The organism is Saccharibacillus sp. JS10, from assembly GCF_024436065.1.
In the GTDB taxonomy this organism is placed as follows: domain Bacteria; phylum Bacillota; class Bacilli; order Paenibacillales; family Paenibacillaceae; genus Saccharibacillus.
In genome coordinates, this window is record NZ_JANFNS010000001.1 from 957,082 (window position 1) to 976,018 (window position 18,937).

The window sequence follows — 18,937 nt, forward strand, 5'->3', positions numbered from 1 at the left end:
AATTAACGTGCTCCTCTCATGGCTGCCATCATCACGGCTTGACGCGGTTGCTTCGGACTGCTCTTTTGATGTTCGTGAATCATATCGATAAAGCGGTCAAACAGATAGCTGCTATCAAAAGGACCCGGTGCTGCTTCTGGATGGTATTGTACAGAAAACGCGGGGAAGCGCTTGTGGCGCAATCCTTCAATCGTTTTGTCATTGTTATTAATATGCGTAACTTCGAATTCAGTGTTTGCCAGCGAATCTTCTTTGACTGTGTAGCCGTGGTTTTGCGAAGTGATGTAACAACGTCCGCTTTCCAGTTCTTTGACCGGGTGATTGCCACCGCGATGTCCGAATTTCAGCTTCTCGGTATCCGCACCGCCTGCCAAAGCCAGCAGTTGATGTCCGAGGCAGATTCCGAAGATTGGATATTCGCCAAGCAGTTCTTTGATCGTCTCAACCGCTTGTGGTACGTCTTTTGGATCTCCAGGGCCATTGGAAAGTTGAATCCCGTCCGGGTTCAAGCGACGAACTTGTTCCGCTGTAATATCTTGTGGAACTACGACGATATCGCATCCGCGTGCGCTAAGTTCGCGTACGATTCCGCTTTTTGCGCCGTAGTCGATCAGTACGATTCGTTCACCATGCCCAGGGCTGTTATACGTATGCGGAGTCGAAGTTTTTTGAACTTGATTGGTGACGATCTCCGAACTTTGCAGCATTTCTTTCAATTCTTCTACCGAATGATTACCAGCTGTCAAAATACCGCGCATCGTGCCGTGGTTACGCAATTTGCGGGTCAGCATCCGAGTGTCGATATCGCTGATTCCGACGATGCCATGTTCTTTAAGCAACTCGTCTAATGTGTATTCAGCGCGCCAGTTGCTTGGAACCGGCTCATATCGGCGTACGACGAAGCCGTTCACGAAGGGGCGAACCGATTCGAAGTCGTCGCGTGTAATGCCATAGTTTCCGATCAGCGGAAATGTCATGGTCACGATCTGATTGCAATACGATGGATCGGAAAGCACTTCTTGATAACCGGTGATGCCTGTATTGAACACAACCTCGCCAGTCGTGTTACCTTGAGCGCCGAACGAGCGACCTGTGAAAAGTGTGCCGTCTTCGAGCAGAAGTTTTGCCTGCATGGGTGAATCCTCCTCAGATATAGTTGGGTGGGAGCGGATGAAAGGTACTGATGAAAAACTTTTAGAGATTTAGTCAGCTTATTTATATAGAAGAAAAAATTCTTCGGGTGGTCGGTTGATGTAGCTAAAGGATCAGGTTTAGCAGATTCCTTGAGCAGATGACCAAACTTGAGTTGGCACGGTCGAAGATGATCGAACTTGTTCATCGACCGCGCTTCAAGCCGGTGGTTAAGCTTGTACCGGTTGCACCAGTTCGGCGCCATAGACTGGGCGACCGGCGACTAAGGTCATGACTGGCCAAGCGGAAAGAGTTCTTCCTGTGAACGGTGTATTGCGGCCTTTTGTTGCAAATTGATTCGGATCGACTGTTTTTTGTAGTTCCAGATCGATCACAGCTAGATCGGCGACTGCGCCAACTTCTAAGGTTCCGGCTTGTAGACCGAACACTCTAGCCGGGTCTTGCGTCATACGTTTGACTAGGAATTCAAGCGTCCAACGCCCGGTTTTGACAAACTCGGTATAGAGCAGTGGGAATGCCGTTTCAAATCCGACGATTCCGAAAGGTGCGGTTTCCATCCCTTTTGCTTTTTCTTCGGCGCTATGCGGAGCATGGTCGGTTACGATAATGTCGATCGTTCCGTCTTCCAGCGCTTCGATGCAAGCTGCGACATCGCGAGGTGTACGCAGCGGAGGATTCATTTTCCAGTTCGTGTCCATGCCCGGAATGTCTTCGTCGGACAAGACCAAGTGATGCGGGCAAATCTCAGCGGTTACTTTCACGCCGATCGATTTTGCCAAGCGAATCAGTCGAACCGATTGCTCGGTACTGACGTGGCACACATGGTAATGAGCGCCTGTCGCTTCGGCAAGCAGTACGTCGCGTCCGACATGAATCGCTTCGGACTCGTTTGGAATCCCTTTGATGCCGTGTTTCTTGGCAAAATTGCCTTCCGATACATACAGACCTTTGACTAGCGATTCGTCTTCGCAATGAGCGATAACCGGCATCCCAATTGCAGCAGCTCTAGTCATCGCGTCTTTCATCATTTGAGCGCTTTGTACGCCGACTCCATCGTCAGTGAAGCCGATTGCGCCTGCCGCTTTGAGCGCTTCAAAGTCTGTCAATTCAGCACCTTGCTCGTTTTTGGTAATCGCGGCGTAAGGCAGTACGTTGACCAGATTTGCTTCTTTCGCTTTATCCAGTACAAGCTTCACGGTATCTGGATTGTCCGTAACCGGATTGGTGTTTGGCATACAAGCGATTGTCGTGAATCCGCCTTGCGCCGCCGAACGTGCTCCAGTCTCGATTGTTTCTTTATGTTCAAATCCCGGTTCACGCAAATGAACGTGCATGTCGATCAGGCCCGGTGTTACCAGTTTTCCTTGTGCGTCGTACACGGTTAGTGCTTCTCCGCTCACTTCACTGGCTTGCGGACGCTGTTCTTTCGACAGAATCGCCAGCACCTTGCCTCCTCCGATCAAAATGTCGCGGCTTTCGGCTTCGCCTGTTACGCTAGCATTTTGAATCCATACCTCTACGTTTGCATAATTGGTCATGATTTACATTCCCTCCGGTTCAATTCGTTTAGATCTTGACTATCTCAAAGCCCGTTCAATGACTGCCATGCGAATCGGTACGCCGTTGCTCATTTGCGAGAAAATTTTGGAATTCGGTGCTTCGACCAAATCTCCGTCGATTTCTACATCCCGATTGACCGGCGCTGGGTGCATGATGATCGCGTGCGACTTCATCGTTTTGGCACGATCTACAGTCAGTCCGTATTGAGCGCGGTATTCGCTTTTCGATTTCAGCAGCCCTTCGCCGTGGCGTTCCAGTTGAGCGCGTAGCATCATGACGACATCTGCATTCAATGCTTCTTCCATCGAGACGTACGGTGCATAAGCTTCAAGTTCCGGTGCTTTCATACTGTCTGGTGAGCAAAACTGTACGTTCGCTCCCAGTGTACGCAGCGCCCAAAGGTTGGACCTTGCAACCCGGCTATGCTTCACATCTCCGATGATCGATACCGTCAGCCCGCGAATTTCGCCGAACTCTTTGCGCATGGTGTAGATATCCAGCAGCGCTTGCGTTGGGTGCTCGTTGTTGCCGTCTCCTGCGTTGATGAGCGGAACTCGCACTTGCTTCGCCAGTTCATCCAGTACGCCGATTGGTTTTAACCGGATCACGCCCGCGTCGATGCCCATGCTTTCCAATGTGCGTACCGTATCGTAGATCGACTCGCCTTTTTCCATACTGGAAGCGGCAGCCGCGAAGTTCAGCACTTGCGTACCTAGACGTTTTTGCGCCATTTCAAAAGAGAACCGGGTGCGCGTACTATTTTCGAAAAACATGTTGGCGATAAAACGATCTTCGAGAATCGGTGCGCGCTTTTCCGTATGGCTTTCCCAGTAAGCGGCGCGAAGCAAGATCGAGTCGATTTCTGCTGCGCTCAACTCTTTGAGTCCGAGCAATTCACGCTCGCGGATAGAAGAACGATATGCGATCATACCAACACCTCCCGGCGACTGCTAATGCGGACTTCTTCGCTACCATCAATCTCAGTCAACGAAACTTCGATTTCTTCGGTTTTGGAAGTCGGAACGTTTTTGCCTACATAATCCGCTCGGATCGGCAGTTCGCGGTGTCCACGGTCAGCGAGTACAGCGAGCTGAATCATTTGCGGGCGTCCGCAATCCATAAGCGCGTCCATTGCGGCGCGAATCGTGCGACCCGTATAGAGCACGTCGTCGAACAAAATAACTTTTTTATCTTCTATAGAAATTCCGGTTTCGCCGAACAACTCTTGGCAGTTCACAGTCGGTTCATTGTTTTTGCGATCGTCCCGGTAAGAGCTGATATCGATCTCTCCGCAAGCCACCGGCGTGCCTTCGATTTCGAAGATTCGTTTTGCGATTCGCTGCGCCAGCGGTACACCGCGTGTTTTGATGCCGACCAGAACGCAACCTTCGATCCCTTTGTTCTTTTCCAAAATTTCGTGGGCGATCCGGGTTAAAGCTCGGCGAATAGCGGCTTCATCCATAATGACATGGGTTTCGTTCATGTGTGTAGCCTCCTCAGGCAAAAGGTTGGTGTCACCTTTCGGCCCCGTGAACGTCGGTTTCTTTTTTCGCGCATAGACGCAAAAAGACTCCTTGCCCAGGCGGACAAGGAGTCGAAATCGACATGTTGATTCGACGAAGAGCGCTAAAAATCGTTCCGCTCTCGGCGGACGTATTTTCAGTGAATCGTCGTTCACGTTACCTTGCCAGTCTCACGGGACTGAATTAAAGGTGCTATTCATTGGGCGCAAGTTCCGCCTCTGTTGCAATGAATTATGACAGAAGGAATATAGCCTGTCAACCACCTTTGTGTTTTTCACACTTGTGTCATTAAAATTTGATGTTTGGACAAATATTTATTCGAGTCTTTTTTTATACACTTTTATTTATATTTTATACATGATTACTTTTATATAATTTATAATTATACACTTAATATAATATTCATTCAATGCTTTTTTGTCTTTTTGCTTCTTCTTTTCTTTTTATCCCGTAATGCTTGCTTTAGTTTTTTGCTTAAAAAACCGAAATACATAAGAGATCAAACAACAGAATCCGACTATGTCAGAAACGAAATATACAGAGAATAATCGTTTCTATTTTTTGCATAGCTACTTCAGAGAGGGGACTACTTCAAATGAATTTTTTCACTAAAAAACGCTTTTCATTATCTTTGGGCAACAAACTGCTGTTCTTTTTCACCGGAATTTTAATCGTGTCTTTGCTTACCTCCGCTGTCCTTTCTTATGAATCTGCCAAAACAGAACTCGGACGGGAATTGATGACAAGCGCTTCTTCCAGTGTCAAAACGATGAATGCGATTGTCGAACGCGATTTGCAATCTCGAATTGAAGCGATCAATTACTTGGCGGACGTATTGGATCGACAATCTTTTACGAATGCGGGTTCCAAAACGGGCGTAACGAACGCTTCGCTTGAAACCTATGATCTAGCGCAAAATGATGTCGATCTCGCTTATGCAGGTTCGGAAAATGGAGTCTATATCGCTTCGACTTATGATAATTTGCCTGACGGCTACGATCCGCGCACACGCGATTGGTATAAAGAAGCGATGCAATCTCCTGATCAAGCGATTGTCACCGATCCTTATATTTCGGCTTCGACGGGCACAACAGGCATTACCATTGCCAGACGTCTAGCTGACGGCAGCGGTGTAGTCGGGATCGACCTTTCTGTAGATTCATTGCTCAAAACAACAGAGTCGATTAACATCGGTTCAGAAGGATATGCGTTTATTACGACCGATACAGGGGCTTATATCTCTCATCCAACCATCGAACTGGGTTCTAGCGATAGTATCTCTACCCGCCTCGCCGGCGAACAAGCGACGACTGGAACTTTCGATTATTTATTTGAATCCCAACCTAAAGTACTGGTATACGACAAAAACGAAGTAAGCGGTTGGATTATCGCAGGCAGTTATTATGAAAATGAAATCCAAGCCGCTGCACAACCGATATTACATCGCATGTTGCTTGTTCTTGTAGGGGCATTGATTATCGGGGGTCTGATCATCTGGCTGTTCACACGTTCGATTGCTAGACGTCTTCGTCATGTCGCACAAGCTGCGGAAGCGATTAGTTCAGGCGATCTGACAGGTAAAGTTGAAGACAATAGCGGCGATGAAATCGGAAAACTTGCGGCTTCGTTCCGTGAAATGAATATTTCTTTAAGCGGTCTGGTACGCTCGATCACCGGATCGGTATCCGATGTTGCGGCTTCGTCGGAAGAACTGAGCGCAAGTGCCGAACACACGGGCAAAGCTAGCCGTCAGATTACAGGAGCGATTGAAGGATTTGCGGATGTCAGCGAACGACAAAGCGAAAATGTTCAAGCTAGCTCAGAGCGACTTGCTCAAGTATTTGATTGGTTAAAAGAAATCCGTGACGGTTCGGAACGGTTGGCACAATCTTCGCAACAATCCGCAGAAATGGCGGAAGAAGGCGATGTATTGGTAGACCGGACATTGGATCGGATTCGCGAGATCGATGGTTCGGTACGCGAAGGCGATCGGGTCATTTCCGGCTTGGCACAAAAATCGGAAACGATCACCGGGATTTTGCATACGATTGACGAAATTGCTTCGCAAACGAACTTACTTGCACTTAATGCGTCGATCGAAGCCGCAAGAGCGGGCGAAGCTGGTCTTGGATTCACCGTCGTGGCAAGCGAAGTGAAAAAGCTTGCTCAGCAATCCGCAGATTCTGCTAAAATGATCGAAACGTTGATTCAAGACATTGTTGCCGATATTCAAGCTTCCCTGCATACTTTCGTGAAGATTCGTGCTTCGGTAACAGGCGGATTAGAAAGCGCAGAACTCACAGCTGAAAATCTTCGTCAACTCAAAACGGTGTCCGAAGACGTAGCAAGCGATCTGGGCAGCATGAATGTTAGAGTCGGCGAGGTTGCAGGTCATGCCGAAGAAGTGGCTCAATCCGTACGCGAGATTGCCAAAGCTGCTGAAGCGAATCAGTCCGGTACACACGAAATTGCTGCCGCTGCCGAAGAACAACTGGCTTCGATGGAACAGATCGGCGAATCTGCTTCTTCGCTCGCCCATCTTGCTGAGCAATTGCAAGGCGAAGTGGAACGATTCAAAATTGATTAAGCTCGGTACAATTTAAAAATTCAAATCAAAAAAAGGCTGTTCATCTTCCCTCTTGTAGGGTGATGAACAGCCTTTTTATCAATCTTTATTTGCTTGCATTAAAATTCGAATTCAACGTCGCTCAGACGACTTTTGATTTCTTCGATCACGCGTTTTTCTTCGGCTTCGCCTTTTGCTTCAAAAGTAACGGAGAAACGTACGAACGAACCCGCATCATCCCACGGTACAGTCGAAATCAGCTTTTCGCGAATCAGGAATTGCGAGAATGCTTCGCCGCTTCCGAATGTCTCGCCGCCTTTGATGCCTTTAGGCGCTTGAACATACAAGAAGAACGAACCTTTCGGTTTGCTTGCTGTGAAGCCCAGATCGTTCAATGCTGCAACGAGCATATCGTGACGACGGGAATATTTTTCAGCGATTTTTTCAGTGATCGATGGATTTGCAAGCCCGTAAGCTGCTGCTTTTTGAATCGCGATAAATTGACCGGAGTCGTTGTTGTCTTTTACGTCGCTGAATGCTTTGACGATCAGTGGATTTCCGGCTACAAAACCGATTCTCCAACCTGTCATGTTGTACGATTTCGACAACGAATGAAGTTCGATACCGACGTCTTTTGCACCTGGTGTGCTCAAGAAGCTCAGTGGCTTCAAACCATCGTAAGTCAATGCCGCATACGGAGCATCGTGTACGACGATCACTTCGTTTGCTTTTGCCCATTCTACGACTTTTGCGAAAAATTCAGGAGTCGCGCTAGCGCCTGTCGGGTTGTTTGGATAGTTCAGGTACAGCAATTTTGCGCGCTTCGCGATATCGGCTGGAATCGAATCCAGATCCGGCAAGAAATCATTTTCTTTTGTCAATTGGACGTTGTACACTTCTCCGCCTACATATTTCGTATGCGTGCCCATTACCGGGTAACCCGGAACGGTCAGAATCGTTACGTCGCCTGGGTTGATAAATACCGATGGCAACATCGCCAGCGCCGGTTTCGATCCGATCGAGTGTACGATTTCAGTTGCAGGGTCAATACCTTCAACTTTGAATACGTCTGCCAAATATTGAGCAGCCGCTGCTTTAAATTCTGGAATACCGTTATCGGCATAACCACGGTTTTCCGGTTTTGCAGCTTCTTCCGCAAGTTTTGCTACGATGCCTGCATCTGCCATCTCATCCGGCTCGCCTACGCCCATATCGATCAATTCAACGTCAGGGAAAGCTTGGCGTGCTGCCGCTTTCGCACGTTTGATTTTTTCGAATTTGTAGATGTTGGTGTCTTTGCCGTAGTTGGCTCCGCCGATCCGCTCTGCGAATTGTTGTTGTACGTATGTGTTTTGGTAATGTTCAGTCGTCATGATTAAAGTCAGCTCCTTGGACAGTATGTTCTATATTCCATGATGCCTGAGATTCAGGCGGAGGAACATGGATTAAGTGGATGGTGATTTGTGTTGTGACGCAGTTGGGCTTGGGCTTCTTGCCGCTCTTGAGACGCTTCGGGGTGGAAGGGCCTGCGGATCGCTGTTGTTATTCGGTTTTCTCTGATTGGAATCAAACATTTTACTGGTGGTAGAAAACCGAATAACAAAGGCGAACGCTACGCTTCCTCCGGCTCCTTCCACCCCTCCGCTACGTCGCACGCATCCGAATCCCAACCAACAGCGTTGGTGAGATGGAGGGTGGAGAGAAAGGCGCAGAGTGCTCTGCCTTTTGGATAGGCAGAGTGGAAGGCAAATGCAAAAGAGGACTAAGGGCTCCGCTTTGCGAATCGCCAACACCCGGGAATCTACAAGCTTAAAAGAAAAGATTAGAAGAGCTCGATAAGTTTTGCTTTTATCGATTGCGCAAGTAGTTCAAGAGATCTTCCATGTCGTCTGGCATCGGAGCGGAAAACTCCAAGCGTTCGCCGCTTGTAGGATGTGTGAATCCAAGGGTAGCGGCGTGGAGAGCTTGACCTTGCATTTTAATACCGCCGCTATTGCCGTACATCGGATCGCCGACTAGAGGGTGACCGATAAATTTCATATGGGCACGGATCTGGTGGGTACGACCGGTTTCGAGTTTCAACTCAAGCAAGCTGTAATCGCCGAACCGCTCTACGACATTGAAATGCGTGATCGCGTGTTTGCCGCCGCTCGATACGACGGTATACATTTTGCGGTCTTTGGTATCGCGGGCAAGATTGGCTTCGACGGTGCCGTGATCGTGCGCGATATTGCCGCGTACCAAAGCTTTGTAGATGCGGGTCACGGAGTGTTCTTTGAGCTGCTCCGCGAGCGACGTATGCGCTTTGTCGTTTTTAGCCGCCATCAGCAGACCGCTGGTGTCTTTGTCGATACGATGTACGATACCGGGGCGGATTTCGCCGTTGATGCCGGACAGGTCTTTGCAATGGAACATAAGTGCATTGACCAATGTACCGGAAGAATGACCAACCGCAGGATGTACGACCATTCCTCGTGCTTTGTTGACGACGATCATATCGGAATCTTCATAAACGATTTCGAGCGGAAGATCTTCGGCGACGATATCGACCGATTCGGCTTCGGGAATACGGACTTCTACGTTTTCGCCTACAGATACTTTGTGATTGGATTTAACGGTACGATCATTGACGGTAACATGCCCTTGTTCGATCCAAAGTTGAATTTGCGAACGGGAAACTTCGTCATTCATCATTTCAGTTACATATTTATCGATACGTTGCTTGTTATACTCCGATGTGACTTCCCATTGCTGGGTTTCTTCTTCTAGCTGATCGTTCATGATTAATCCTCCGTGCGTTGTTCGGATTGCGCTACAGGTTGTGACTCTTTGGGACGACGCGTATCCAATAAAGTATCAAGAATAATGAGCGCGACCCCTACGACGATGCAGGCGTCTGCGACATTGAAAATCGGGAAGCTGTAACTGCCGAAGTTGAACAAAAAGAAATCGACCACTTCGCCCATACGTACCCGATCCAAAAAGTTACCTAATGCGCCGCCAAGTACCAAACTAAGCGCGATCGGTAACATCCGTGCTGAACCTTTGGCTTTTTTGACCCGTTGCAAATACCATACGATGCCCGCGACCACGATCAACGTGACGACGATAAAAAACCAACGTTGTTCTTGTAAAATGCCGAAAGCGGCGCCTTTGTTGCGGTGCGATGTCAAGACAAAGAAATCGCCGATGATCGGAATTTGATCCCGAATTTCCATCCGTGTGGCTACGAGATATTTGGTTCCTTGGTCGATCAGAAAAGCTACAAGCGCGATCACATAATAAATCACGTTAATCCGTCACCTCGTATTTAAGATACGTTCAACATTTGAGCCGATCAGGCGGCGACAAATGCTCTTTTTCCAGCCCGTCTATTGTATCACAGCGCTGAATCCAGCGTCTATTACGCCGGAGTATCAAAACTTACAACCTGCTTCTACACTCAAACAAAAAGTGCCTGTCTACCTCGCACAGGCACTTTTTGCTACGTCAATTGAACTTGTTTAATGAATTTTGATACCCACTTCTTTGCCGTTAAGCGTGACTTGCTCCATACCTTCTGCTTGACCGAACGATACGTTGTTGACCAGCACGTTTTCGCGAAGTACGGAATCGAAAGCATTCAAAGCCGCTTGCAGTTCAGCATCGACATCGAGCGTAAGGTCGACACGCTGCTCGACTTTAAGGTCCAGCTTTTTACGTGTATCTTGAACCGCACGCACGATTTCACGCACCCAACCTTCTTGTTCCAGTTCAGGCGTGACATCGGTGTTCAAAGCAACGGTAAGCCCGTAACCCGATGCGGAAGCGAAACCTTCTTTTGCTTTTTTCTCGATCAGCAATTCTTCGCTTGTGACTTGCAGTTCTTCACCTTCTGGCGACGCGATATGGAATTCACCTTTTTCGACCACAGAACGCGTTTCTTCGGCACTCATGCCTTTGAAATGATTTTGCAAAAATCCGACGTTTTTACCGTATTTTTTGCCGGCTACTTTCAAGTTCAGCTTGAGCGTGTAATCGACGAAGTCGCTGTCTCCGGTTTCGATACGAATTTCTTTGACATTGATTTCGTCTTTGATGATTTCCGCGTAGTCTGCGACATGCAATTCACCATCAATCGAAACGATCAGCTCGGATAATGGTTGACGGGTTTTGAGACTATTCTCGTTCCGTACGTTACGCGCAAGTTCAACGATCTGCTGAGACGTCTTCATATCGCGCTCAAGTTCTACATCAATCAGTGCTGCATCGGCTTCTGGATAATCGGTAAGATGTACGCTACCCGTACCGCCCAGATTGCTGTACAGATCTTCTGCCAATACAGGCATGAACGGCGCGATCAGACGCGACAACGTGCTAAGCACTTCTGTCAGTGTACGATACGCATCGAGTTTGTCTTCAGTCAGCCCGCTGCCCCAGAAACGGTCACGCGAACGACGGATATACCAATTACTCATACCGTCAACAAATTCTTCGATTGCTTTTGCAGCGGTCAAGAAATCATTGTCGGACAAAGCTTCATTCGCGATTGCCACAACGCTATGCAGTCTCGACAAGATCCAACGATCCAGACGTCCGGTTGGAACTTGGAATGGATGCGCAGCTGGATCGAAACCGTCGATATCCGCATACAACGTCAAGAACGCGTGCGTGTTGACGATCGTATCCACGACTTTCGACTTCGCTTCGCCAACGACTGTTTTCGAGAAACGTTTGGTATTCCACGGCGCGCTATCGGCAAGCATTACCCAACGGAACGCGTCCATCCCGTACTCTTCGAGCACTTCCCACGGATCAACGACGTTACCTTTGGATTTAGACATTTTTTGTCCGTTTTCATCCAGGATATGACCGGTTGCCATAACCGATTTGTATGGCGCTTCGCCTGTGATCATTGTCGATACTGCGAGCAAGCTGTAGAACCAACCGCGCGTTTGGTCAATACCTTCGACGATCATATCCGCCGGATATTGCGCTTTGAACGCTTCGCCGTTTTCGAACGGATAATGTTGTTGAGCAAAAGGCATCGAGCCGCTATCGAACCAGACGTCGATGACTTCCGGAGTACGCGTCATCACGGCTCCTTCAGCGAACGGCGATTTCAGCTTGATTTCATCCACATATGGCTTATGAAGTTCAATGTCTTCCGGTACGAAGTCCACAGCGCGCTCACGCAGATCGGCAATACTTTTCGGTGCGTACTGCTTGCCTGTTTCTTCGCAGACCCAGACGTTCAGCGGCGTGCCCCAATAACGGTTACGGCTGATATTCCAATCGATCAGATCTTCAAGGAATTTACCGAAACGACCGTCGCGTACATGATCCGGGTACCATTTTACGTTTTTGTTGTTTTCGATCAGTTTGTCTTTGACCGCAGTCGTTTGGATAAACCAGCTGTCTGTTGCATAGTACAGAAGCGGTGTGTGGCATCTCCAGCAGAACGGATAACTATGCTCGTATTTTTCTTTGCTGTACAGACGTCCTTTTTCGGACAAATATTTTACGATTTCGATATCGGTCTCGCCGTCTTTTACAAAACGACCTGCAAAGTCTGTCACTTCAGCAACAAAACGTCCTTGCGAATCAACCAGATTGATAAAGCTGATTCCGTTTTCGCGGCATACGCGGTAATCGTCTTCGCCGTGGGCAGGCGCAAGGTGAACGACACCTGTACCGCTAGAATCGGTAACGAAGTCGGCGCCCAAGACGATATGCCCTTTTTCCGGTGTAAAGTAATGGAACGGCGCGTCGTAGCTCAGTCCAACCAGTTCGGAACCTGGCAGCTCAGACAAAGTCTCGTACTCGCCTTTCAGTACACTTTCAACCAAGTTTTTCGCCAAGATCAGCACTTCGCCGTCTTGTTTCACTTTGACATAAGTCATGGTTGGATTCACTGCCAATGCGATATTCGAAGGCAAAGTCCAAGGCGTAGTCGTCCAAGCCAATACGAACTCGCCGTTTTCCAACTTGAATTTCGCTGTAGCGCTCAGGTCTTTAACATCTTCGTAGCCTTGAGCCACTTCGTGCGAACTCAGTGTAGTCTGACAAGAAGGGCAATACGGGCTTACGCGGTGACCGCGATAGAGCAAGCCTTTTTCGTGAATCGTGCCGAGCAAGTTCCAGACTGTCTCGATATATTGATTGTCCAATGTGATATAAGGGTTATCTAGATCTGTCCAATAGCCGATCGCTTCGGTCAGATCACGCCATTGTTTTTCGTAGGTGAATACACTTTCTTTACACTTCTTGATAAACTTCTCGACGCCGTACTCTTCGATCTCGTGTTTACCGGAAATGCCCAGTTGTTTTTCAACGCCCAATTCAACCGGCAGACCGTGAGTATCCCAACCGGCTTTACGCACGACATGGAATCCTTTCATCGTTTGGTAACGACCCACGAAGTCTTTGATTACGCGTCCAAGGACGTGCCCGATATGCGGAACTCCGTTTGCCGTAGGCGGCCCTTCGTAAAAGACGAAATTCGGTTTGCCTTCGCGGTTTTCGATCGATTTTTTAAACGTATCTTCTTCATTCCAACGGTTCAGTACACGCAGATCGCGTGCACGCGCTTTTTCTTTCACGTCGACTCTTTGCATCGTGATTGGCTCCTTTTTAGTTCAAAATAAAAACCCCGCCCCTGAAAAGGGACGAGGTTAGCTCGCGTTACCACCCTTGTTTCGCTTGTTGCACGTTCTGTCCGAAAAACGCCTGAGCAAGCCGCTTTTCGGGCATCGCGCAATAAAGCGACACCTTAGTCACCGTATCGATAAATACGGGTCCGAGATAACGGTCGGCTGCCGGTACGGCCTACTGTCTATTTGCATCTATGCGTTCATATATGCAAAAGAGTTCGAGCGTACTTCTCCGGGATGATATTCAGTCAACGTATCGGACGCCGGCTTTCAGCATAGAACTGCACGGCTCTCTGAAGAACGAATTGGATGACTTACTGTTCCCATCGTGGAATTTTCATATACATACCTGTATGTTGCTTATTACACGCCTGAGGCGTCTTTTATTTATAGCGTTATATTGACTTATTGTCAATAGTTAGCCGAACCCATACACCGATCCGGGCTTTTAGTATAATTCACTAGAGCGGCGCTCTGCTTGCGCTTGTTCCATTTCCCGATCCAGTTCGCGGCTTTGGCGATCCAGCGCATCCCAGCCGTCTTGAGCAAGCAGTTCAAGCTGTGCTTCGATCAGCGTACGGAAACGAGTGCGGTAGATTGAAGCTTGTTTTTTCAACTCTTCCATCTCTACAGCCACTTTGCGCGATTTCACGAGCGACTCGTTAATGATACGGTCCGCGTTTTTCTCCGCTTCTTTTACGACCAGTTGAGCTTCTTTTTTCGCATTGCTACGAACTTCGTCTGCCGCTTCTTGCGCGACAATGATCGTCTTGCTCAGCGTCTCTTCCAAGTTCATAAAGTGATTCAGACGTTCTTCCATCGAACTCATGCGGTGCAGCAGATCTTTGTTTTCCCGAATCACGCTTTCGTAATCTTTGATCACTTGATCCAAAAACTCGTTGACTTCATCTTCATCATATCCGCGAAGACGCCGGCTGAATTCTTTATTATGTATATCCAGCGGTGTTAATGCCATGCTATGCACCTCCAATGTATTAAGCACGCTGCCAACCCCTCGGCGAAAGCTTAGGCTGTATCACGTTCGTGCATCAGATCGCTGCGTAATCCACGCAAAACGAATCTTTTGGTTTTATCGGAATTTCGACGTCGAAACGTAAATCCCTTCTTTTCAAGCCGTAAATGATCAGACAAATTTGCCGACTCGGACACGGTAACGTCCTTTTTTTGTCAGATCGCCAACTTCCAATACGCGAAACCGCCCGAACCCTTGCAAAGAAACCGTATCTCCGGCTCGAAGCGTTTTGGAAGGATCTTCTTCCACTTTCCAGTTCACCCGGCAACGTCCCGCTTTGATCGGCGCCAATATTTTCGCTCGGCTGATTCGGTATACGTCGCTTGCAATCCCATCAAGTCTGGGTGAAGCTACGGTAAGCTCCATTTCTGCAAGCTCGGATTCTGACGACTGCAACTGATCAATCGGTATAATTTCGGTAAAAACGCTAACCCGATGAACTTGTCTCAGCTCCACATGAAGAAAATCCGCGATCTCGGCAGCTACCACGATATGGCAGCCGTCTTCGCGCGGATGGATATCGCCAATTTTGGAACGTTTCATACCGAGTCCAAGTACAGACCCCATATAATCGCCATGCGAAAGTTCAGTGAATTTGCTATCCGCAGGCGTGATCGACAATACCGCAAGTTTTGTATCTTCGTCATCAAGGTCGCGGTAATCCGGCGCAATCAGTGCTCGGCACCGCTCGGCGCCTGAACCGCCGCCGTCCAGACGAATCGTAACATCCGGCTCCGAATTGGCTAACATCGTTAACAGTTGTAGCTGACGCGGATCGAGAAAATCGGTCAACTTCATTTCGTGATAACGAGCCGCACCTTCTAGCCATTCGGAGGCACGATCCACAAACTCGCGTTCATCGGGATGAACATGCTCGTGTATAGGTTTGGACATGGTTTGCTCCTCTAACTAATCGCAAGTCTTAACAATTCAACCAGATACGATGCTCCGCCTGCCACAAAACGCAAAACGAAAAACGCAACGATTGGAGAAATATCCAGCATGCCGCCAATCGGAGGAATAAACCGACGGAAAATAGACAGATACGGCTCGGTTACTTTGCCTAACAATACGCCGACTTGGCTTTCACGCAGGTTCGGTATCCAAGACATCAAAATATAAATGATCAGAAGATAAGAATAGATCGTAAATAAAGCCGGAAGCCATTGAACTTGCAATTGCCACAAAAAGTTATCTAGCAAGCGATCTTCACCTCATTTGATTAAATTCGTGATCCTCTCGAATCAGATCCGCAATCGTTCCTTCAACTTCCACCGTATCCGGTGTACAAAGGAAAATATCGCCGCCGACTTTAGAGATATTACCGTTAATCGCATAGACCGTTCCGCCAAGAAAATCAATAATGCGTTTGGCATGATCACGGCGTACTTGTTGCAAATTCACAACGACAGAGCGGTGTGCACGAAGATGATCCGCAATCTGCTGAGCATCATCGTAAGTGCGTGGCTCCACCAAAATCACCTTGACACTTTTTTGCGAATGGATACTGACGACATTGTTGGCTTTGCCATTTTTACGCGAGTCTTGATTGGCTACAGCTTCATACGGTTGATCGTCCGCGTCTGCTACTTTTTCGCGCTCCACGATCTCCTCTTCTTCCTGCAGTCCGAGAAAATTCATAAAACGGTTCATAACACCCATCTTCAATCCTCCTCTTTTCCTACTAGAATAGAACCCAGTCGAATCCAGGTTGCGCCTTCTTCGATCGCGACTTCAAAATCGCCCGACATCCCCATCGATAAATGTTGGATCGGCTGCTCTTGAGCGCCTTTGGCATTCAGCTCGTCGCGTAGCTCTCTTAATTGACGAAACACAGGACGTGCCGATTCGGCATCGGAATCTAGCGGAGCCATCGTCATCAAGCCAATCACTTCGATATGAGGAAACTGCTTCATTTGCCCAATAAAATCAAACACGTTCTCCGGCTCCATACCGGACTTCGATTCTTCGCCCGACACATTGACTTGAACAAAAGCTTTAATGTGTATATCGGTTGCCGAAGCTTGTCGCTCCAGCTCTTTTGCCAAAGACAATCGATCCAGCGAATGAATATACGCGAATTTTCCGACGACTTCTTTCACTTTGTTGCTCTGGAGTTGACCGATAAAATGCCAAATGCCTCGACTTCCTAGCGCTTCCCATTTCGGTTTGGCAGTCTGCCAACGATTTTCTCCCAAATGTACGATGCCGCTATCCAGAACGTTTGACGTTTTTTCGACCGATACATATTTGGTTACCGCAACGATATTGACTTCTTCAGGCGATCTGCCTACACGTGCACAAGTCTCTGCTACGCTCTGATTGACTTGCGCGATCCGTTGTTCTAAGGTCACCGGAACGTGCCTCCTTCTTTCAGTCCGATCCAGCTTGCCATTCTTCCAGTCTTTCCATGCTCTTGCCTATGCGAAAAGAACAGATCGGTCCGGCTGCTCGTACACCATTGCGTACAGGCAATACTTTCTGGACTTATTCCTGATCTTATCATAAGGTGTCGATTCAATTCTTTCAAGTTTAGACGGGCTTTGCCGCCTCCTAAATCTACGGAAAAGTCCGATAAAGGACGGAAATCGTTAGATTTGTAGGCTTGAAGCACTTCTTCCACTCGATTTAGTACCGTTTCGTCGACTTCGTACCGATTTTCACCGATTGAAGGTCCAATTGCTGCTAACAGGTCTTGAGGACGACTGCCGTACTGCTCCGTCATTTTTTTGACCATAAGCCCTGCAATGTCTGCCACTGTCCCTTTCCACCCTGCATGCGCTAAACCTACAACTTGTTGAATCGGATCGAAAAAGTATAAAGGTACACAGTCGGCGTAAAAGGAAGTGAGCAGTATACCCGGCACATTGGTCAACAATCCGTCGGTATCTTGAAAAGCACTTTCCCGATCCAAACGTCCTTTTCCGCGATCTTCCGCAGTCACAATCGCAATATTGGCAGTATGGACTTGTTCGCCGCTTGTCCAATCTTCGAAACGAAACCCAGCGGCTTCGGCAACTTTGGAACGATTCATGCTTACATCAACTGGATCGTCTCCGACATGCAGCGCGCAATTGAGCTGGGCATGATACCCTTTGCTTACCCCTCCGGAGCGTCCGGTAAAACCAGAACTTAATGTATCAAAAGATTTCCACGGCTCAATCTCGAATATTTCGGCTCCATTATCGGCGATCCGACGTACAAATGGTTCTTGCAAAAGACTCATATCTTTAAATCCTCCTTGCATAGTACTTAATTGAAAAAAAGATCCGCTTCCGAATGACGAAAGCGGATCTGCTGTAATTCTAATCGTTATTTTGACGTGAACGATTACGTAAAAACGTTGGAATATCTAATTGGTCGCCGCCTTGTTGTGGATCAAAAGCCGGACGTTGTGGTTGTGAACGATCCGTTTGAGCTTCAGGCTGTTGCGCCGAAGGCTGACGTACCGAAGGTTTTAGTGGTGTAGGCTTGTGTTCGAATCCTGTTGCAATCACGGTGACTTTAATATCTTCTTTCATATTTTCGTCGATGATTGCACCGAAGATCATATTCACTTCTGGATCAGAAGCTTCGATTACGATCTCTGCGGCTTCGTTCACTTCATACAGCGACAGATTCGATCCGCCTGTGATATTCATGATTACGCCTCTTGCGCCTTCGATTGAAGTCTCAAGCAGTGGGCTCATGATCGCTTTGCGAGCTGCTTCGGTTGCACGATTTTCACCCGAAGCTTCGCCGATCCCCATCAAAGCAGAACCACGCTCGGTCATAATCGTTTTAACGTCGGCAAAGTCAAGGTTGATTAGACCTGGAACTTTGATCAAGTCAGAGATACCTTGTACCGCTTGACGAAGTACATTGTCCGCTTCGCGGAAAGCTTCGAGCATCGGCGTCTTTTTATCGACGATTTCGAGCAATCGGTCATTTGGAATCACGATCAGTGTATCGACTTTTTCTTTCAAAGCTTCGATACCCAATACCGCTTGACCTGCACGTTTGCGTCCTTCGAACGTAAATGGACGTGTCACGACCCCAACGGTCAACGCGCCGCATTCACGTGCAATTTCAGCAATCACCGGAGCTGCACCTGTTCCTGTGCCGCCTCCCATACCTGCGGTTACGAATACCATATCCGCGCCTTTTAGGGTGTTGCTGATTAACTCGCGAGATTCTTCCGCCGCTTTTTTGCCGACATCAGGATTAGCTCCTGCGCCAAGACCTCGGGTTAATTTATCGCCGATCTGTAATTTATGCTCCGACTTTGCCAAATGCAATGCCTGAGCGTCCGTGTTAACTGTAATAAACTCTACACCTTGCACGCCGTTCTCGATCATTCGGTTGACTGCATTACTACCGCCGCCACCTACACCAATTACTTTAATGCGTGCTAGGCTCTCCATTTCGAAATCGAATTCCAACATATTCCTCCATCTCCCCCTCGTTTTCCTTGGATGGGCTCGTTTTTGTG

The 18,937-nt window shown here is 48.1% G+C and carries 16 protein-coding genes; 1 reads left to right on the forward strand and 15 read right to left on the reverse strand.

All coding sequences use genetic code 11. The features are described from left to right. Positions 1 to 2: 2 nt before the first annotated feature. From carA to pyrR, 4 genes are all read right to left on the reverse strand, one after another. Positions 3 to 1,133, reverse strand: a complete 1,131-nt coding sequence (gene carA / locus NOM90_RS04365) for a glutamine-hydrolyzing carbamoyl-phosphate synthase small subunit (protein WP_255940244.1) — start codon at positions 1,131 to 1,133, stop codon at positions 3 to 5. A gap of 228 nt (positions 1,134 to 1,361) precedes the next feature. Next, on the reverse strand, positions 1,362 to 2,690 hold the full coding sequence (locus NOM90_RS04370; protein WP_255940246.1) for a dihydroorotase: 1,329 nt from the start codon (positions 2,688 to 2,690) through the stop codon (positions 1,362 to 1,364). Positions 2,691 to 2,729: 39 nt separating this feature from the next. Further along, positions 2,730 to 3,641 (reverse strand): aspartate carbamoyltransferase catalytic subunit, encoded by a 912-nt coding sequence (locus NOM90_RS04375; protein ID WP_255940247.1) that lies wholly within the window; start codon positions 3,639 to 3,641, stop codon positions 2,730 to 2,732. After that, positions 3,638 to 4,195 carry a bifunctional pyr operon transcriptional regulator/uracil phosphoribosyltransferase PyrR gene (gene pyrR / locus NOM90_RS04380; RefSeq protein WP_255940248.1) on the reverse strand — a complete coding sequence of 186 codons (558 nt, stop codon included), beginning with the start codon at positions 4,193 to 4,195 and terminating at the stop codon, positions 3,638 to 3,640. The genes NOM90_RS04375 and pyrR overlap by 4 nt, the downstream gene beginning before the upstream one ends. A 635-nt stretch (positions 4,196 to 4,830) precedes the next feature. Here pyrR and NOM90_RS04385 point away from each other — a divergent pair. Continuing rightward, a complete protein-coding gene (locus NOM90_RS04385) occupies positions 4,831 to 6,822 on the forward strand; it encodes a methyl-accepting chemotaxis protein (RefSeq protein ID WP_255940249.1) in 1,992 nt (663 codons plus the stop codon). 98 nt (positions 6,823 to 6,920) lie between these two features. Here the strand turns inward: NOM90_RS04385 and NOM90_RS04390 are convergent, their stop codons facing one another. From NOM90_RS04390 to ftsZ, 11 genes are all read right to left on the reverse strand, one after another. Continuing rightward, entirely contained in the window at positions 6,921 to 8,174 is a 1,254-nt protein-coding gene (locus NOM90_RS04390; RefSeq protein ID WP_255940250.1) for an LL-diaminopimelate aminotransferase, read from the reverse strand. Positions 8,175 to 8,649: 475 nt separating this feature from the next. Next, a complete protein-coding gene (locus tag NOM90_RS04395) occupies positions 8,650 to 9,582 on the reverse strand; it encodes an RluA family pseudouridine synthase (protein WP_255940251.1) in 933 nt (310 codons plus the stop codon). 2 nt (positions 9,583 to 9,584) lie between these two features. Further along, positions 9,585 to 10,091 carry a signal peptidase II gene (gene lspA / locus NOM90_RS04400; protein ID WP_255940252.1) on the reverse strand — a complete coding sequence of 169 codons (507 nt, stop codon included), beginning with the start codon at positions 10,089 to 10,091 and terminating at the stop codon, positions 9,585 to 9,587. A 213-nt stretch (positions 10,092 to 10,304) separates the two neighbouring features. After that, positions 10,305 to 13,397, reverse strand: a complete 3,093-nt coding sequence (gene ileS, locus NOM90_RS04405; protein ID WP_255940253.1) for an isoleucine--tRNA ligase — start codon at positions 13,395 to 13,397, stop codon at positions 10,305 to 10,307. A gap of 484 nt (positions 13,398 to 13,881) precedes the next feature. Continuing rightward, positions 13,882 to 14,409, reverse strand: a complete 528-nt coding sequence (locus tag NOM90_RS04410; RefSeq protein WP_255940254.1) for a DivIVA domain-containing protein — start codon at positions 14,407 to 14,409, stop codon at positions 13,882 to 13,884. Positions 14,410 to 14,577: 168 nt separating this feature from the next. Then, positions 14,578 to 15,360, reverse strand: coding sequence for a YlmH family RNA-binding protein (locus NOM90_RS04415; RefSeq protein ID WP_255940255.1), 783 nt, complete (start codon positions 15,358 to 15,360; stop codon positions 14,578 to 14,580). Between the two features lie 11 nt (positions 15,361 to 15,371). Beyond that, positions 15,372 to 15,668 carry a YggT family protein gene (locus NOM90_RS04420; RefSeq protein ID WP_255940256.1) on the reverse strand — a complete coding sequence of 99 codons (297 nt, stop codon included), beginning with the start codon at positions 15,666 to 15,668 and terminating at the stop codon, positions 15,372 to 15,374. A gap of 7 nt (positions 15,669 to 15,675) precedes the next feature. Beyond that, positions 15,676 to 16,128 carry a cell division protein SepF gene (locus NOM90_RS04425; protein ID WP_255940257.1) on the reverse strand — a complete coding sequence of 151 codons (453 nt, stop codon included), beginning with the start codon at positions 16,126 to 16,128 and terminating at the stop codon, positions 15,676 to 15,678. Positions 16,129 to 16,130: 2 nt separating this feature from the next. Next, positions 16,131 to 16,820, reverse strand: coding sequence for a YggS family pyridoxal phosphate-dependent enzyme (locus NOM90_RS04430; protein WP_255940259.1), 690 nt, complete (start codon positions 16,818 to 16,820; stop codon positions 16,131 to 16,133). Then, positions 16,817 to 17,692, reverse strand: a complete 876-nt coding sequence (gene pgeF, locus NOM90_RS04435; protein WP_255940260.1) for a peptidoglycan editing factor PgeF — start codon at positions 17,690 to 17,692, stop codon at positions 16,817 to 16,819. Before pgeF ends, NOM90_RS04430 begins: the two co-directional genes overlap by 4 nt. Positions 17,693 to 17,771: 79 nt before the next feature. Further along, the gene (ftsZ, locus tag NOM90_RS04440; protein ID WP_255940261.1) at positions 17,772 to 18,890 is read right to left on the reverse strand and encodes a cell division protein FtsZ; all 1,119 of its coding nucleotides are present in this window, start codon (positions 18,888 to 18,890) and stop codon (positions 17,772 to 17,774) included. Positions 18,891 to 18,937: the final 47 nt, after the last annotated feature.

Excerpts from the sequence above, each read along its gene's own strand:
- carA (WP_255940244.1), bottom strand. The coding sequence starts at position 1,133 with ATGCAGGCAAAACTTCTGCTCGAAGACGGCACACTTTTCACAGGTCGC.
- NOM90_RS04370 (WP_255940246.1), bottom strand. The coding sequence starts at position 2,690 with ATGACCAATTATGCAAACGTAGAGGTATGGATTCAAAATGCTAGCGTA.
- NOM90_RS04375 (WP_255940247.1), bottom strand. The coding sequence starts at position 3,641 with ATGATCGCATATCGTTCTTCTATCCGCGAGCGTGAATTGCTCGGACTC.
- pyrR (WP_255940248.1), bottom strand. The coding sequence starts at position 4,195 with ATGAACGAAACCCATGTCATTATGGATGAAGCCGCTATTCGCCGAGCT.
- NOM90_RS04385 (WP_255940249.1), top strand. The coding sequence starts at position 4,831 with ATGAATTTTTTCACTAAAAAACGCTTTTCATTATCTTTGGGCAACAAA.
- NOM90_RS04390 (WP_255940250.1), bottom strand. The coding sequence starts at position 8,174 with ATGACGACTGAACATTACCAAAACACATACGTACAACAACAATTCGCA.
- NOM90_RS04395 (WP_255940251.1), bottom strand. The coding sequence starts at position 9,582 with ATGAACGATCAGCTAGAAGAAGAAACCCAGCAATGGGAAGTCACATCG.
- ileS (WP_255940253.1), bottom strand. The coding sequence starts at position 13,397 with ATGCAAAGAGTCGACGTGAAAGAAAAAGCGCGTGCACGCGATCTGCGT.
- NOM90_RS04410 (WP_255940254.1), bottom strand. The coding sequence starts at position 14,409 with ATGGCATTAACACCGCTGGATATACATAATAAAGAATTCAGCCGGCGT.
- NOM90_RS04415 (WP_255940255.1), bottom strand. The coding sequence starts at position 15,360 with ATGTCCAAACCTATACACGAGCATGTTCATCCCGATGAACGCGAGTTT.
- NOM90_RS04425 (WP_255940257.1), bottom strand. The coding sequence starts at position 16,128 with ATGGGTGTTATGAACCGTTTTATGAATTTTCTCGGACTGCAGGAAGAA.
- pgeF (WP_255940260.1), bottom strand. The coding sequence starts at position 17,692 with ATGAGTCTTTTGCAAGAACCATTTGTACGTCGGATCGCCGATAATGGA.
- ftsZ (WP_255940261.1), bottom strand. The coding sequence starts at position 18,890 with ATGTTGGAATTCGATTTCGAAATGGAGAGCCTAGCACGCATTAAAGTA.